15 protein-coding genes are annotated in these 15,194 nt (G+C 70.6%); 10 read left to right on the top strand and 5 right to left on the bottom strand.

Annotation, left to right across the window (positions count from 1 at the left end):
• The first annotated feature begins 68 nt into the window (after nucleotides 1–68).
• Both BHS09_RS20560 and BHS09_RS20555 read left to right on the top strand, forming a co-directional pair.
• Complete coding sequence (locus BHS09_RS20560) at nucleotides 69–1,421, top strand: DmpA family aminopeptidase (RefSeq protein WP_140798672.1); 1,353 nt, start codon at nucleotides 69–71, stop codon at nucleotides 1,419–1,421.
• Nucleotides 1,422–1,463: 42 nt separating this feature from the next.
• Complete coding sequence (locus tag BHS09_RS20555) at nucleotides 1,464–1,583, top strand: hypothetical protein (RefSeq protein WP_002636551.1); 120 nt, start codon at nucleotides 1,464–1,466, stop codon at nucleotides 1,581–1,583.
• 31 nt (nucleotides 1,584–1,614) lie between these two features.
• Here the strand turns inward: BHS09_RS20555 and BHS09_RS20550 are convergent, their stop codons facing one another.
• Nucleotides 1,615–2,088, bottom strand: a complete 474-nt coding sequence (locus tag BHS09_RS20550; protein ID WP_140798670.1) for a hypothetical protein — start codon at nucleotides 2,086–2,088, stop codon at nucleotides 1,615–1,617.
• 109 nt (nucleotides 2,089–2,197) lie between these two features.
• Between BHS09_RS20550 and BHS09_RS20545 the strand changes: the two genes are divergently transcribed.
• Genes BHS09_RS20545 through BHS09_RS20535 form a run of 3 tightly spaced genes read left to right on the top strand, consistent with a single transcriptional unit; the run spans nucleotide 2,198 to nucleotide 5,088 of the window.
• Nucleotides 2,198–3,355: an AI-2E family transporter gene (locus tag BHS09_RS20545; RefSeq protein WP_140798669.1), complete on the top strand. Its 1,158-nt coding sequence runs from the start codon at nucleotides 2,198–2,200 to the stop codon at nucleotides 3,353–3,355.
• Between the two features lie 60 nt (nucleotides 3,356–3,415).
• A complete protein-coding gene (locus BHS09_RS20540) occupies nucleotides 3,416–4,525 on the top strand; it encodes a hypothetical protein (protein ID WP_237079714.1) in 1,110 nt (369 codons plus the stop codon).
• Nucleotides 4,526–4,575: 50 nt separating this feature from the next.
• Nucleotides 4,576–5,088 (top strand): hypothetical protein, encoded by a 513-nt coding sequence (locus tag BHS09_RS20535; protein ID WP_140792429.1) that lies wholly within the window; start codon nucleotides 4,576–4,578, stop codon nucleotides 5,086–5,088.
• Between the two features lie 16 nt (nucleotides 5,089–5,104).
• Here BHS09_RS20535 and BHS09_RS20530 read toward each other — a convergent pair whose 3' ends face one another.
• The 3 genes from BHS09_RS20530 to BHS09_RS20520 are packed head-to-tail and all read right to left on the bottom strand — an operon-like array spanning nucleotide 5,105 to nucleotide 6,650.
• Nucleotides 5,105–5,440 carry a Carotenogenesis protein CarS gene (locus tag BHS09_RS20530; protein WP_140792428.1) on the bottom strand — a complete coding sequence of 112 codons (336 nt, stop codon included), beginning with the start codon at nucleotides 5,438–5,440 and terminating at the stop codon, nucleotides 5,105–5,107.
• The gene (locus tag BHS09_RS20525) at nucleotides 5,437–6,102 is read right to left on the bottom strand and encodes a DUF1109 family protein (protein WP_140798666.1); all 666 of its coding nucleotides are present in this window, start codon (nucleotides 6,100–6,102) and stop codon (nucleotides 5,437–5,439) included. The genes BHS09_RS20530 and BHS09_RS20525 overlap by 4 nt, the downstream gene beginning before the upstream one ends.
• Nucleotides 6,099–6,650, bottom strand: coding sequence for an RNA polymerase sigma factor (locus BHS09_RS20520; RefSeq protein WP_140798665.1), 552 nt, complete (start codon nucleotides 6,648–6,650; stop codon nucleotides 6,099–6,101). Before BHS09_RS20520 ends, BHS09_RS20525 begins: the two co-directional genes overlap by 4 nt.
• A gap of 192 nt (nucleotides 6,651–6,842) precedes the next feature.
• Between BHS09_RS20520 and BHS09_RS20515 the strand changes: the two genes are divergently transcribed.
• Entirely contained in the window at nucleotides 6,843–7,607 is a 765-nt protein-coding gene (locus tag BHS09_RS20515) for a ZIP family metal transporter (RefSeq protein WP_174259061.1), read from the top strand.
• Nucleotides 7,608–7,622: 15 nt separating this feature from the next.
• Here BHS09_RS20515 and BHS09_RS20510 read toward each other — a convergent pair whose 3' ends face one another.
• Nucleotides 7,623–8,819 (bottom strand): metallophosphoesterase, encoded by a 1,197-nt coding sequence (locus tag BHS09_RS20510; protein ID WP_140792420.1) that lies wholly within the window; start codon nucleotides 8,817–8,819, stop codon nucleotides 7,623–7,625.
• A 171-nt stretch (nucleotides 8,820–8,990) separates the two neighbouring features.
• Between BHS09_RS20510 and BHS09_RS20505 the strand changes: the two genes are divergently transcribed.
• The 4 genes from BHS09_RS20505 (at nucleotide 8,991) to BHS09_RS20490 (ending at nucleotide 15,176) form a co-directional block, all read left to right on the top strand.
• Nucleotides 8,991–9,467 carry an FKBP-type peptidyl-prolyl cis-trans isomerase gene (locus BHS09_RS20505; protein ID WP_140798663.1) on the top strand — a complete coding sequence of 159 codons (477 nt, stop codon included), beginning with the start codon at nucleotides 8,991–8,993 and terminating at the stop codon, nucleotides 9,465–9,467.
• 118 nt (nucleotides 9,468–9,585) lie between these two features.
• On the top strand, nucleotides 9,586–10,776 hold the full coding sequence (locus BHS09_RS20500) for a cyclic nucleotide-binding domain-containing protein (RefSeq protein WP_140798662.1): 1,191 nt from the start codon (nucleotides 9,586–9,588) through the stop codon (nucleotides 10,774–10,776).
• Between the two features lie 427 nt (nucleotides 10,777–11,203).
• On the top strand, nucleotides 11,204–13,312 hold the full coding sequence (fusA, locus tag BHS09_RS20495) for an elongation factor G (protein ID WP_140798661.1): 2,109 nt from the start codon (nucleotides 11,204–11,206) through the stop codon (nucleotides 13,310–13,312).
• A 349-nt stretch (nucleotides 13,313–13,661) separates the two neighbouring features.
• Entirely contained in the window at nucleotides 13,662–15,176 is a 1,515-nt protein-coding gene (locus BHS09_RS20490) for a DEAD/DEAH box helicase (RefSeq protein WP_140792412.1), read from the top strand.
• Nucleotides 15,177–15,194 lie beyond the last annotated feature (18 nt).

The following is a 15,194-nucleotide window of genomic DNA, read 5'->3' as shown; positions in this document are numbered from 1 at the left end:
TCGAGGGGGCGGGCGGGGCCGGCTGGAGTGGTTGACGGTGGGGAGTGGTCGGTTAGTGTCCCCCCTCTATGGTGCACATCCCCGAGGAGACGGGTCCGCGCGTCCGGGCCCGTGAGCTGGGCCTTCCGCTGGGGCGCTTCAAGCCCGGCAAGTTCAACGCCATCACCGACGTGGAGGGGGTGCTCGTCGGGCACAGCACGTTGATACGGGGCGAGGGTCCGCTTCGCCCCGGGCACGGTCCGGTGCGCACGGGGGTCACCGCCATCCTCCCCAACCAGGGGAACATCTTCATGGAGCGCATGACGGGAGGCGGCTTCGTGCTCAACGGCGCGGGCGAGGTCTCCGGCATGACGCAACTCATGGAGTGGGGCCTCATCGAGACGCCCATCCTCCTCACCAACACCATGGCGGTGGGAGCGGTGTCGGACGGCGTGGCGCGTTACCTGGTGGACCGCTACCCCGGCATCGGCGACGAGCACGATGTCATCATCCCCGTGGTGGGGGAGTGTGACGATTCCTGGCTCAACGACATCTCCGGGCGCCACGTGCGCGAGGAGCATGTCTTCGAGGCCATCAACAACGCCTCCACCGGCCCCGTGGCCGAGGGCAACGTGGGCGGCGGCACCGGCATGGTGACGTGCGACTTCAAGGGCGGCATCGGCACGTCGTCCCGCAAGCTGCCGGAGGTGCTGGGCGGCTACACGCTGGGCGTGCTGGTGATGTCCAACTTCGGGAAGATGCACAACCTGCGGGTGGGCGGCCTGCCCGTGGGCGAGGTTCTGGCGGAGAAGTTCAAGGGCACGCCCAAGCGCGGCCAGACGTACGGCTCCATCATCGCGGTGGTGGCCACGGACGCGCCGCTGCTGAGCCATCAAATCAACCGCCTCTGCAAGCGCGTGGCGCTGGGCATTGGCCGCGTGGGCAGCTACGCGGCGCACGGCTCAGGGGAGATTGTCGTCGGCTTCTCCACGGCGAACATCATTCCCCGGCGCACGCAGAAGATGGTCTACAAGCTGAAGCTCCTCCTGGATCAGCGCCTGGACCCCCTCTATGAGGCGGTCATGGAGGCCACCGAGGAGGCCATCCTCAACGCCATGTGCATGGCCACGTCCATGACGGGCGCCAACGGCAACCACTGCCCGGCGCTCCCCCTGGACGAGGTCCGGCGCTTCCTGGACGCCTACAAGCCGATTTTCGCGTCCGTGAAGAAGCGTCCCCAGCAGTCGAGCGCCCCGGCGGCCAGGGAGCGGCCCAGCAACGAGGACCGGGAGGGGGAGGTGAAGGCGTCCACCGCCCGGCCGACCCAGGTCCGGAGCGCCGAGGGAATCCCGTTTCCCACCCGTCCGGCACCGGACGACACCGGAGAGCCGGGGGGGCCCGAGGGTTCCTCTTCCGGGAGCCCGGCGGGTTCTGATAGTTAAGCCCCTCTTTTCACGTCTCCGTACGGAGCACAGGAGTCAAAGATGGCCCGCAGCAAGAGCAAGCACCGTCGCGTGCAGATGAAGATCAAGCAGGCCTGGAAGAAGCGGGCCAAGAAGAACAAGGCCGAGGCCAAGGCCGCCGCCGAGTCGAAGAAGAAGTAGTCGTTCCGACCGCGCTCGTGCGGCCCGTGGCTCAGTCCCGGGTCGCCGAGAACGGACTGCTGACGTTGCAGCGCTGTCCCCCCGTGTCGGACGCGCGCACGTAGCTGCCCGTGAGGACGCCGGTAATGGACGCCGTCCCGCCATCCGTCAGCGGCGCCATGTAGCTGCCGGTGAGCGTCAGCGTGTCCGTCCGGTTCGCCGAGGGCACTCCCGTTCCCGTCATCAGGAAGGTCCCCTGGGAGGTGATGGTGCCCCGGACGGGGACGCCCGCCAGCCGGCTGGTGAGGTTTTCGCCCGAGCGGGCGATGTCCAGGACTTCACCCTTGGGAACCTCCACCCCCAGGAGCGCGCACTCCGAAGGCACGCCCCCGTCCGTGTTGAACTGCAGCCGGTAGCGGCCTTCGACCGCGGGACAATCCGTGCAGGGCGGGGCTTCTCCGCCACAGGCGCCGGTGGTGAGCAGGAGCAACCCGGCGACGAAGGGGGCGAAACGTCCAGAAGTCATGATTTGGTTCTCCTTGAGACGGAAGCCGGACTTCCCGGTGGGACGGCCGGTTCCTACGTTGGGCAAGGGCGGCGTTCGGTGGGCTCGTAGGGCGGGGTGGGGTGGGGCGGTGGCTGACTCGAGGCGGTGGTCCAATTTTGTATTCGCCGGGCTTTTTGCCCTGGCGCTGATTCTCTTCTCCAGGATTCTGCTGCCGTTTCTGATGCCGGTGTTGCTGGGCGGCTTCCTGGTGGTGCTGTTCATGCCGGTGCAGGACTCCCTGTGCCAGAAGCTGGGGGGCCGCAAGTCTCTCAGCGCCGGGGTGTCCACCGTCACCGTGTTCGTCCTCATCCTGGCACCGCTGGCGCTGGTCGGGTGGATGGTGGCGCGCGAGGTGTTCCAACTCGTGGGCCAGGCGCAGGTCCTGCTGGAGCAGCAGCACCTGCGTCACCCGTTCCTGGCCAGCCTGCCGCTGGGCCTGGAGCGCTACCTCCGGCTGGGCGAGGACAGCGCGGAGACGGAGCGGGCGCTCCTGGCCGCGGTGACGGGCGGCGCGTCGTTGCTGCGCGACGTGGCGGCGGCGGGCACGGACCTGGTCATCAACCTGTTCCTGATGTCCGTGGCCATGTACTACTTCTTCCTCGACGGGCGCCGGCTGGTGGCCGAGGTCATGCGGCTCATCCCGCTGGACAGGCGCTACTTCGAGGCCTTCGCGCGCGAGTTCACCGACGTCGCGTACGCCATCATCTATGGCAACACCGTCACCGCGCTCATCCAGGGCGCCGTGGGTTTCGTCGGGCTGCTCATCGCGGGGGTGCCGCATGCCGGCGTGTGGGGCGCGGCCATGGTGCTGGTGGCGCTGGTGCCCGTGGGCGGCACGGCCCTGGTGTGGGGGCCCATTGGCGTGGTGCTCATCGCCGCCAACCAGGTGAGCGAGGGCGTGTTCCTCCTGGCCTGGGGCGCCTTCCTGGTGGGCAGCATCGACAACGTCATCCGGCCCCGGCTGTGTGGCTCGCGCATGGCGCTGCACCCGCTGCTCGTCTTCCTGTCCATGTTCGGCGGGCTGGCCGTGTTCGGGATGATGGGCCTGCTGGTGGGGCCGCTCATCGCCTCCATCTTCATGGCCATGGTCCGCATCTACCGCCGGGACTTCCTGGGCATCGGCCGCGCCGAGCACCTGTCCGCCGATGACGAGAACACGTCGGCGCCTCCCATGTCCGAGCCCGTCTCCTCCCGCATGTCTCCCGCGGCGCCGGCGATGGGACCCGCGGCGACGCTCAACGCCTGAGCGACAGGAGAACCGCCGAGCCTGGACTTCCCCGACGGGGTGGGTGAACCTCCCCGGGGAATGACGACCTCCCGACTCTCGATGGTTCGCTGGGGGCTGTGGTGCGCCCTGGTGGTGGCGCTGGCCTCGCCGCAGGCCCTGGCCGCCGCGGTGAAGCGGAAGGACTCGGCACCGGCGCGGCCCCAGGAGCTGTCGCTCCCGGAAGAGGCCACGGCTTCCGCCCGTCCGCGAGACGTAAAGACGTGGGGCATGGAGGTGGACCCGGAGTCGCACACCACCACCGCCCCTTTCCTGGAGGTGGCGCTGGATACGGGCTCTGGCGGCACGGTGGGAGACGCGCCGGCACGCCCGCCCCTGGCGCGGCTGACGTTGGGGGGCACGACGACGTGGCGCAACTACTGCGCGCGGCCCGGCGTGAAGTCCTGTGGCGAATATGACCGGCTCCCGGCGAACGAGCGCCTGGGGGACACGGTGAGCTATGCGTCGTCGGTGCCGTACCTGGGCATCGCCGCCGAACTGGAGCTGCTGCCGCTGGCGCGCAGCGAATCACTGCTGCGCGGCCTGGGCCTGTCGCTGGGTTACCGGCGTGGGTATTCCTCCACCAACGTGACGCTGGTGAGTGACGCCGGCCGGTCGACCACGCGCGAGGTGGTGGCCACCGACTCGGTGCTCACCGCGCAGGCACTCTACCGCTACTTCTTCGGCATGGGGGAGGCGAACGCGCCGCTGGGCTACGCGGGGTTGCGCGCGGGCCTGCTCACCCGCGCCTTCGACGTGGACGAGTCCGCCAACAGCCCGCTCACCGGGACGCACCGCCTGTTCCCCGCCGTGGGGCTGGAGGTGTCGGTGCCGCTGCTGCGCTGGGTCCGGCTGGAGGGCGCGGGACAGTTCTTCCTGAGCCCGAAGCCGGGCAAGGGCCTGGGCGCCGGCAGCGCGGCGCTGGACGCGGAGGTCAGCGACTACGGCACGTCGGTGTCCAGCTTCGGCTGGGAGGCGGAGTTGGGCGTCGGGGGCGACATCTGGGGGCCCTTCGGTTACTCGGTCCGCTTCCGCGTGTCCCGCTTCCAGGACACGTTCTCCGGCGCGGGCACGAAGCTGGGCTGGGATGAGGGCGGCGTGGCGGCGGAGACGTACTCCAGTCTGCACTGGGGCATCACCGCGTCCTACTGAGGCGCGTTGCCGGCTCCCACTCCGGCGCGGCGGAGGCGTAGGGTGCGGACATGTCCGAGCACGTGTCCCCCCAAGAGCTGCGCAGGAAGTGGAAGCTGGCGAACGCGGAGCCGCTGGAGGGCGGTCACCGGCTCGAGGCGTACCGGGCGCTGGCGCAGGGCTGTCCCGCGTTCGTTCCCAACCTCCTGTCGTTGAGCCGCACGTTGCTGGCTGGCCGGCACGAGGCGGCGGACCCGGAGGCCGCGGTGTCCGAGGCCGAGCAGGTGCTCCGCTCCGCGTCGGACGTCTCCGCGGGGGCCCCGGAGCCCCTGCTGGCGTTGGGACACTTCCTCGTCTCGGTGCGACAGGCGCCCGACGAGGCGGAGCGGGCCTTCTCCTCCGCGGCCAGTGCGGCGATGGCCTTGCTGGAGGAGGCGTGGGCGGGGTGGATTCACGCGCTGGGCGCGCAGGGACAACTGGACGCGGCGCTGGAGGTGGAGGAGCGGGCGAGGAGTCTCTTTCCCAGCTCCAAGGCGATCACCCAGGCGGTGGCGTTCGCGCGAGGCCAGTCGGGTACGCGCTGACGCGTGTCCCGCCACGTCAGGGCATGCGCTCCAGCGAGCTCCGTCCGCCGGCCCGCACGGCCTGACGGTGCTGGGCAATCCGGTTGCGAGCCCACTCCGGGGCCAGCTCCAGTTCCTCCGGGAAGAAGAGGTCTTCGCCCAGCCCTTCGACGAGCACCTGGATGAGCGGGTCATCGGGGTACTGCGTGGCCGGGTCGTCGAACACCAGCCCCACGACGATTCCCGTCTTGCCCAGGAAGCGCTGGCTGATGGTGCCGTCCTCGGAGTGCGGCACGACCTTCACCGTCGCGCCAATGCGCACCGGTGCGCCGTCCACGTCATGACAGATGATGAGTGAGGGGTCCTGGATCATGGCGCGTAGGAACGGGGCTTGAGCGACTTCGAGATGACCACCAGTACGACGGTGATGACGACCCATGCGAGCAGGTGGTGGGAGAGGACGTGCCGCCCGTCCTGCTCACAGGCGAGCTCTCCGAGCAGCGCGCCCGTCGAACCCACCGACAGGCCCGCCACCACGGCGCGCAGCGGCTGGAAGAAGGCCCCACGCAGCGCGAACAGCGCCACCACCAGTGGCACCACGCCGATGGCCAGGTGACTGACGGTGCAGACCCAGCCCGGGAGCGATGGGGGACTGTGCGGCGTGCCTCGGGCGAGCACCAGGGCCGCCGCGCTGACCACCGCCAGCCCCACGCCCAGCCGGCGCATCCAGCGGCCCTTGGGGGACAGCGCGCCCCACGCACACACCGCGCTGGTGCCCACCAGCATGGCCAGCAGGGGGGCGCGCGCCAGGAGCAGGGGGCCGGTGACCGCGCCCACCGCGAGCATCACCACGGCCGCCAGCAGGCCCAGTCCCGCCGACGCCGCCATCAACCAGACGGCCTGCGTGCGCCAGCGCCGCACCGGACGACGAAGCGCCAGTTCGCCCCGGGCCGCGGCGAGCACGCGCTCCATCGCGGCGTTGTCCTTCGCGGGCGTCTGGGTGAGCAGCTGGTCCAGGTCCGTCGGTGGCTTCATCGCGCCACCTCCAGCTCCAGCTCGCCCAGCAGTTCGCGCAGCTTCTCGTAGCCGCGGTGCGCCCGCAGCCGCGCGGCGCCAGGGCTGATGCCGCGCAGCGCGCCAATCTCCTCGAAGGACCAGCCCTCCACCTTGCTGAGCACCACGGCTTCACGGTGGTCCGGGTGGAGTTGGTGCAATGCGTCCAGCAGATGCCTGCGCAGCGACGGGTCGCTGTCATCCGGCGCCGGGGATGCGGGCGTCGCGGTGTCCTCCTGGGATGCATAGGCGTCCACGTGCCGCTGATGCCTCAGCGCGTCGCGCGCGGCGTTCGCGGCAATGGTCATCAGCCACGGCGTGAAGCGGGTGCCGGGCTCGTAGCGGCCCCGCGAGCGGATGACGGACAAGAAGGTGGCCTGGAGCAGGTCTTCCGCGAGCGCGCCATTGCGCACCATCCGGGCCAGGAAGCCTTGGACCCGCGGCGCGTGCCGCGCGAAGAGGTCCTCGAAGGCGTCCTGTGCTCCGTCGCGAAACCGTTCCATGAGCTCTTCGTCCGTTTGGCTCCGCATCACCCGACTCCTCTACGGGCCACCTGCGAAAGTGTTTCCGGCGGTCTCGATTCTCAAGGTTCGGCGGGGAAAGTATTGGAAAGTCGCGGGGTTGCGAACGTCGGCGACATCCCGTCCTGCCCTGGAGGGCGAGGCCGTTAGTGTTGGGCGCGGAGGCACCTCGGACGCGTGGACCATTGGAGCATCGAAGGCATGGGGGCGGGGTTGGTGGCAAGCCTGCTGGCGGGCACGGCGACGGGACTGGGCGCGCTGCCCGTGCTCGTCACCTCGGAGCTCAGCCGGAAGGCCCAGGACCGGATGTTGGGCTTCAGCGCGGGCGTGATGCTGGCGGCCACGTCCTTCTCGCTGGTCATCCCCGCGATGGAGTTGGTGAGAGGGCAGGGCCATGACGGGCTCTCAGCGGCACTGCGCGTGGCGGCGGGGGTGTTGCTGGGTGGACTGTTCCTGCGCGTGTGGCACGACCTGATGCCGCACGAACATGCGCTCAAGGGCCACGAGGGCCATGGCGGCACGAAGTGGAACAGCGTGCTGCTGTTCGTGCTGGCCATGACGCTGCACAACTTCCCGGAAGGCCTGGCGGTGGGCGTGTCCTTCGCCGCGCCGCAGCCGGAGCTGGGCCTATCGGTGGCGCTGGGCATCGGCGCGCAGAACATTCCCGAAGGACTGGTGGTGGCGCTGGCGCTGAGGGCCACGGGGGCGTCCGCGTCGCGCGCCGCGTTCCTGGCGCTGCTCACCGGCATGGTGGAACCGGTGGGGGCGCTGTTCGGCCTCCTGGCCCTGTCACTCAGCTCCGCGCTGCTGCCGTGGGGACTGGCCTTCGCGGGCGGGGCGATGCTCTACGTCATCAGCCACGAGATGATTCCGGAGAGCCACCGCGGCGGCTTCGAGCGCGAGGCCACCACCGGCCTCATGTGGGGCTTCGTGCTCGCGTTGGTGCTGGCCATGTCGCTGGGCTGACGCGGCCCGAGGGGTCTAGGCGGGCAGCAGCACCAGTCGGGCAATCTCCGGGGGCGCGCCCACGCGCATGGGTGGGCCCACGAAGCCACAACCCCGGCTGACGTAGATGAGCGAGTCGCCTGTGCGGCTCAGGCCCGCGTTGCGGTCTCCCCAGATGAGGTCCCCCATCAGGTTTCCCGGGAACATCTGTCCGCCGTGCGTGTGCCCTGAGACCTGGAGCCCCACGCCGCGCCGGGCCACCTCGTCGAAATTGGACGGCTGGTGCGCCAGCAGCACGGAGGCCCGGTCGGGCCGCACGTCGCGCAGCGCCGCGTCCAGGTCATAGCCGCGCTCGCCCATGCGGTGCGCGCTCCAGTCGTCCACGCCCGCCAACTGGAAGGACGCCGCACCGTCGCCAATGGACACGGAGCGGTTGCGCAGCACGTGGATGCCCAGCCCCTCCAGGAAGGCGACCCACGAATCGGCGCCGGAGTAGTAGTCGTGGTTGCCGGTGACGAACCAGGTGCCGTACCGCGCGCTCAGCTTCCCCAGGCTTGCGGCGAAGACACCCAGCGCATCCACGGAGCCGTCCACCAGGTCCCCGGTGATGGCGATGACGTCTGGCTTGAGTGCGTTGGTGCGGGACACCAGCTCATCCATGAAGCGGCGCTGAATCACCCCGCCGATGTGGATGTCGGTGAGCTGCACCAGCGTGAGGCCTTCCAGCTCGCGCGGCAGGTGGGGCAGCCGCACGGGGATGTCTCGCACATCGGGTGGGTGGTACGCGCGCCAGCCGCCGTAGGAGCTCACCGCCACGCCCGCGAGCCCCGCGCCCACCGCGAGCCCCTGACCCAGCAGCACCCGGCGCTCCGGCGACGCGGGCGCGGTGGGGGTTGTCGTCTCCGCGCGTGCCTTGCGGCGCTCACGCCACGCGGCCAGGGCCCGCACCATGTCCACCGCCAGGGTGAACATGAGCAGGTAGAGGACCAGACCAATCCACAGGAGGAAGACGATGCCCAGGCGCCGGGCGCCCTCGGAGGGCAGCACGGAGCCAATGGCCCGCGCGCTCAGGGCGCCCACGAAGCCCACTGCGAACAGGCCCTGGGCGGTGCGCCGCAGCCACTTCCGCTTCGTCACGTCACGGACGAGCCGGCGGTAGAGATAGACATGGCCCACCGACAGCACGGCGAGCACGGGAACGAAGAAGAGGAGCAGGCTGACCCAGCGTGGCATCGGGAATCCTGCATAACGAAAGCGTTCCCGTCGCGCTCCAGGATTCCAGGGGGGGCAAGCAGGAAGGTGGGCCAGGCACACCCCGGGCCCCTTTCCCACGCCGCCGCGCCGGGGCAGGCTTCGCCGTCTCGCGAGGCCGATTCCCGGTTCACGCACCCCTTCGAGGTCGTCATGCTCCGCTCCCTGCTGGTTCCCATGCTCCTGGCTGTCTCGCTGCTCGGCTGTGGTGACGACGAAAGCGTCAACCCCGACTCGGGAGACCCGACCAAGGTGACGTACGCGGAGTCGCTCAACGTGGACCTGGCCGAGATGACCCGGATGGATAGCGGGCTCTACATCCAGGACACCTTCGTCGTGGAGGATGGCGCGCAGGCCCAGGCGGGCAATCGCGTGCAGGTTCGCTACACGGGCTACCTGCCGGACGGACGGAGCTTCGATGCCACCGGCAACGGGCCCGCTATCGGATTCACCCTGGGCACGGGGCAGGTCATCGCGGGCTGGGATGAAGGCATCGCCGGCATGCGCGTGGGGAGCCGTCGCCGCCTCGTCATCCCGTCGTCCCTGGGTTATGGCGCCACCGGCTCGGGCCGCCGGATTCCGCCGTACACGGTCCTCATCTTCGACACCGAGCTCGTGTCCGTCCGCTGACGGAGGCGAGGAACTCCGCTCGCCGACGTGCTATAGAATTTCCGTGTCTTCCGGGAAGTCCGGGCCGGCGTGGACCGGTCCGGAGGTGCGTGGTGACCCGGAATGGGGGAGGCGAGCGATGTCGCGGTCCGAGGCGGAGATGAGTTTGGAAGGCCCCCGAGCAGCAGTCCCGGGGGAGGGCGCGTTCCACGGGCTGCTCACGCAGCCGTCGTCCGAGGTGGCGGCGCAGCTCTACGAGGAGCTGGGGAGCTCCCAGCGCGAGCGGCTCCAGAAGGAGGCCGCGCAGGCCGCGGTGGCGGAGCGCCAGCGTCTGGCGGAAGTCCTGCGCCAGGCCCGAGACTTCTCGGGCGCCGCGCGCCTGTTGGATGGATGCGGCGCGGCGGCCCTGGTGGCGGAGCTGTATGTCCAGGGCGGGCGTTACGTGGACGCGGCGGAGGCGTACCTGCGCGCGGGTGAGGTGGAGCGCGCCGCGGCCGCCTTCGAGCGGGGCGGCGCCATGGAGCGCGCGCTGGAGGCCTATCGCGGCCTGGGCGCGCGTGAGGCCATGGCGCACTGCCTGGTGCGCCTGGGCCGCCCGTACGAGGCGGCCCAGCTCTACCGCGAGCTGGGTCAGTCGCACGCGGAGGTGGAAGCGCTCGCGAGCGTTCCCTCCGGTGACCCGCGTCACCTGGAGTCCGTGCTGCGCATGTGCAAGCTGCTGGATGGCGAGGGCTTCACGCGGCGTGCGCTGGCGCTCCTGGCCGACACGATGCGCGGCACGGAGTCGGCGCGGGGAGACCCGGCGCTGGCGGCGGAGAAGGCCCGGCTGCTGCGCCGCCTGGGCATGGACGCGGAGGCCGAGGCCGTCATCGCGCGTCTGCCCTCGAACGCGGCGGCGCCGGAGTCCAATGGCTACCACTACCTGAAGGCCATCCCCATCTTTGGAGAGCTGTCGCTCGAGGACATGAAGGACCTGTACCGCGTGGCGCGGCAGGTGCTCATCCCGTCGGGCGCGGTGCTGCTGGAGAAGGGCTCGCCGGGCAGTGGCCTCTTCGTGCTCCTGGAGGGCGCGGTGGACGTGTTCAGCGGTCCGGAGCCGGATGCGCGCCGGCTCAACACGCTGGGGCCTGGCGCGTACCTGGGGGAGATCTCCCTGGTGCAGGATGCCCCGGTGTCCGCGCAGGTCCGCGCGCGCACGGCGGTCCGCGCGCTGCGCATCACCCGCGCGGGTTTCCAGCACTACCTGGACACGCATGACGCGGCGGCGCTGCGCATCTTCCGCCTCTTCACGCACAACCTCGCGGCGCGCGTGCGGGCGCTCAGCACCTGACAGCCCGCGTGTCTGTCATTCCGGGCTCGCGTGTTCGCACCCGTGCCCGGATTGACAACAAGGCGTCTGTGCTTTAATTCAAACGCATCATGAGGCCCGTCTTCTTCAACGCCCTGCTGTGTGCGCGCACGTTCGCGCCGGCGGCGGACGTGTGCCTCGCCCCCCGTCACGAGGTTCTGCTCGACATTTGAGTTGGCGGACCGGTGTCTCCGGCGCGCGGGTTGGCTGGTTCCCGTGAGCCCCGGCTCCGCCCTCTCTCTTGCCGCGTCCTCGTGTGTCCTCACGCGTCCCTGAGCGGGCCTGTCGTGCCCCTCCGGCGAGTCGCGCGTGTGTGCCGCTGAGGCCTTCGCGGCGTCGTCCCCTCATTCCAACCGGCGCCTCAATTCAACCCGCGGGCCTCGCTGCCCGACGGGAACGGGAGTCCTTCATGTCTCGCCACACACGCATCGAGCGGTACCGCAACATCGGCATCATGGCGCACATTGACGCGGGGAAGACGACGCTCACTGAGCGCGTCCTCTTCTTCACCGGTCGCATCCACTCCGTGGGAGAGGTGCACGACGGCTCCACGGAGATGGACTGGCTGCCGCAGGAGAAGCAGCGCGGCATCACCATCACCTCCGCGGCCACCACCACGTTCTGGCAACCCCGGCAGGGGATGGGCGCGGGTGTGCCCCACCGCATCAACATTCTGGACACCCCGGGGCACGTAGACTTCACGATCGAGGTGGAGCGCTCGCTGCGCGTGCTGGACGGCGCGGTCGCCGTCTTCGACGCGAGCCAGGGCGTGGAGCCCCAGTCGGAGGCGGTGTGGCGGCAGGCGGACCGGTACAACGTGCCGCGCATCGCCTTCATCAACAAGATGGACAAGGTGGGCGCGGACTTCGCCATGAGCGTCGCGTCCATCCAGGCGCGGCTGGGCGCGCGTCCGGTGGCCGTGCAGTGGCCCCTGGGCGAGGGCTCGGAGTTCCGCGGGCTGGTGGACCTGGTGCGCATGCGGGCCGTGATGTTCGACGGGGAAGACGGAAGCTTCGTCGATGGCCAGGCCGTGCCGGATGCGGTGCGCGCGGAAGTGGAGGCGCAGCGCCTGCGGCTCATCGAGGCGTGCGCGGACGCGGACGCCACCGTGCTGGAGAAGTTCGTGGACGGGCGGTTGGAGGACATCACCGCGGAGGACCTGGAGCGCGCGCTGCGCTCGGGCACCCTCGCGCGGACGCTGGTGCCGGTGCTGTGCGGGTCGGCCTTCAAGAAGAAGGGAGTGCAGATGTTGCTGGACGCCATCGTCAACTACCTGCCCGCGCCGTCGGACATGCCCGCCGTGGAGGGCTATGTCCCGGGCAAGGAGGCGCGTGTGTCCCGGCCCGTGTCCGATTCGGGGCCGCCCAGCGCCCTGGCTTTCAAGCTGATGAGCGACAAGGCCGTGGGCGGCATCGTGTTCCTCCGCGTCTACTCGGGCACGCTGCGCGCGGGCACCGCCCTGCTCAACCCCGCCACCGGGCGGCGTGAGCGGGTGGGGCGCTTGATGTTCATGCATGCCAACCGTCGCGAAGAAGTGGCGGAGGTCCATGCGGGGGACATCTGCGCGGCGCTCGGCCTGAAGGGCGTGCGCACGGGCGACACGTTGTGCGACCCGGCGGAGCCCGTGGTGCTGGAGTCGCTGGGCGTCATGGAGCCCGTGGTGCAGCTCGCCGTGGAGGCGCGCTCGCCCGCGGAGCTGACGAAGCTGGAGGACGGCCTTCACCGGCTGGCGGCGGAGGACCCGTCGCTGCGTGTGGGCGTGGACCCGGAGAGCGGCCAGGTGCTGCTGTCCGGCATGGGTGAGCTGCACCTGGAGGTGGTGGTGGACCGCTTGAGGACAGAGCACGGCGTGGAGGCCCGCGTGGGCCAGCCCAAGGTGGCGTGGCGCGACACGCTCCGTCGCCAGGTGCGGCAGGAGTACCGCCACGTCCGCCAGTCGGGCGGGCCGGGACAGTACGCGTATGTGGTGCTGGACGTGGGGCCGGCACCGCGTGGCGCGGGGCTCGTCTTCACGGACGACACGCGCAGGGGCACCATTCCCAAGGAGTTGGTGCCCGCCATCGAGAAGGGCGTGGCCGGGGCCATGGCCCGAGGCGTGCGGGACGGCGTGCCGCTGGTGGACGTGGAGGTGCGGCTGGTGGATGGGGACACGCACGTGCGTGACTCCACGCCCCAGGCCTTCGCCGTGGCCGGCTCCCTGGCGCTCCAGGCGGCGGCGCACAGGGCGGGCGTGCAGCAGTTGGATCCGGTGATGGAGGTGGAGGTCACCACGCCCGAGGAGTACCTCGGCGAGGTGTTGGGAGACCTGGCGGCGCGGCGGGGGCGGGTGCTGGGCATGGAGGCGCGCGGCGTGGTGCGGCTCGTCTCCGCCCGGGTGCCCATGGCCAGCCTCTTCGGCTACGTCACCGGGCTGCGAGGCCGCACCCAGGGCCGGGCCCAGGCCAGCATGCGTCTGGGCGCATACGAGCCGGTGCCGGAGGCACGCCAAGCCGCTTACCCGGCGGAGGCCCGGGCCTGAGGTGAAGGGCAGCCCCGGGAGCCAGGAATGGCTCCCGGGGCTGGCAGGACATTCCAGGTCTTTCGAGGTGGAAGGATCTGGACGCTGTACAAATGTCCATCAGGGGCCACAAAACCGGCAAGCAAGCCGTTGATTTCACGGGACTTCCGGGACGGGAAAGTGCAGGGTCGCTCGCCGATTCTCCGGAATGGGTAGGGGAGACCCCCTGTTTCCATCCGTTCCCAAAGCGGTTCGGCCGGCCGGGCCCGACCGCGCACCGCCAGGCGCCCCGGACATACGTCCGACTGGGCGCGCTGCGCGGGCTTCCTCCCCTGGGGAGGAGGCGGGCTCACTTCAACATCAGGAACCCATGACTTTCGACGAACTTCAGCTTCACGACACCCTCCTGCGCGCCGTCAAGGCGGAGGGTTACACCACCCCCACGCCCATCCAGCAGAAGGCGATCCCCCACGCGCTGACCGGGCGCGATGTGCTCGGCGTGGCCCAGACGGGCACGGGTAAGACGGCGGCCTTCGCGCTGCCCATCCTCCAGCGGCTGTCCGCCAAGGCGCCCGCGGGCGGGGCGCGCCCGGTGCGCTGCCTGGTCCTGACGCCCACCCGCGAGCTGGCGGGTCAGGTGGGCGACAGCTTCGGGACCTATGGCAAAGGGCTTCCCCTGCGTCACGCCGTCATCTTCGGTGGCGTGGGCCAGAATCCGCAGGTGCAGGCGCTGCGCAATGGCGTGGATGTGCTGGTGGCCACGCCGGGCCGCCTGCTCGACCTGATGGAGCAGGGCTTCGTGTCGCTGCGCTCGCTCGAGGTGTTCGTGCTCGACGAGGCGGACCGCATGCTCGACATGGGCTTCATCCACGACGTGCGGCGCGTCATCAAGGCGCTGCCGCCCAAGCGGCAGACGCTGTTCTTCAGCGCCACGCTGCCCCCGGACATCGTGGACCTGGCGCGCAGCATCCTCACGGACCCCATCCGCGTGGAGGTGACGCCGGCTTCCAGCACCGCGGAGACGGTGAGCCAGCAGGTGTACTTCGTGGAGCGCGAGCAGAAGCGCGGGCTGCTGACGCACCTGCTGAAGGAAGGCAACATCCACCGCGCGCTCGTCTTCACCCGCACCAAGCACGGCGCGAACCGGGTGGCGAAGCAGCTGGAGGGCGCGGGCGTCAGCTCGGCGGCCATCCACGGCAACAAGAGCCAGAATGCCCGTGAGCGCGCGCTCGACGAGTTCCGCTCCGGGACGCTTCGCGTGCTCGTGGCCACGGATATCGCCGCGCGTGGCATCGACATCGACGGGCTGAGCTACGTCGTCAACTACGACCTGCCCAACGTGCCGGAGCAGTACGTGCACCGCATTGGCCGCACCGGCCGCGCGGGGGCCAGTGGCACCGCCGTGTCCTTCTGCGACGCCGAGGAGCGCGCGTACCTGCGCGACATCGAGCGCACCATCCGCCGCAACGTGCCCGTGGTGGAGGACCATCCGTACCGCTCGGGCCAGCCCGCGCCGCGTCCCGTGAGCCATGCGTCCGGCGCCGCGCCGGAGGCCCGGCCTTCTTCGGGCAACGGTGGGCGTTCCCAGGGCGCGCCGCGTCCCGCGGGGAACGGTGGTGGTGGTGGCGGGCACTCCGCGGGCGCTTCCCGGCGCCGCCGGGGTGGCCGCGGAGCCGGAGCCGGAGGCGGTGGCCGTGGGCAGGGTCGTCCCGAGGGTGGCCGCTCGGCCCAGGGCTCGGGTGGCTCCGGTGGCAACGCCAGCCGTGGGGGCCAGGGTGGCTCCCGCGGTTCGGGTGGCGGCCGCCCCGCGGTGGCGCAGGCGCCGGCGAAGGCCCCCGAGGCCTCTCCGCTTCCTCCGCGCCGCCCGTCGCCCAAGTGGTTCTGAGCGGCTGAGTCCAGACGG

This window comes from Myxococcus xanthus (genome assembly GCF_006402735.1).
GTDB lineage: Bacteria > Myxococcota > Myxococcia > Myxococcales > Myxococcaceae > Myxococcus > Myxococcus xanthus_A.
This window is presented reverse-complemented; position numbering and strand designations above follow the sequence as displayed.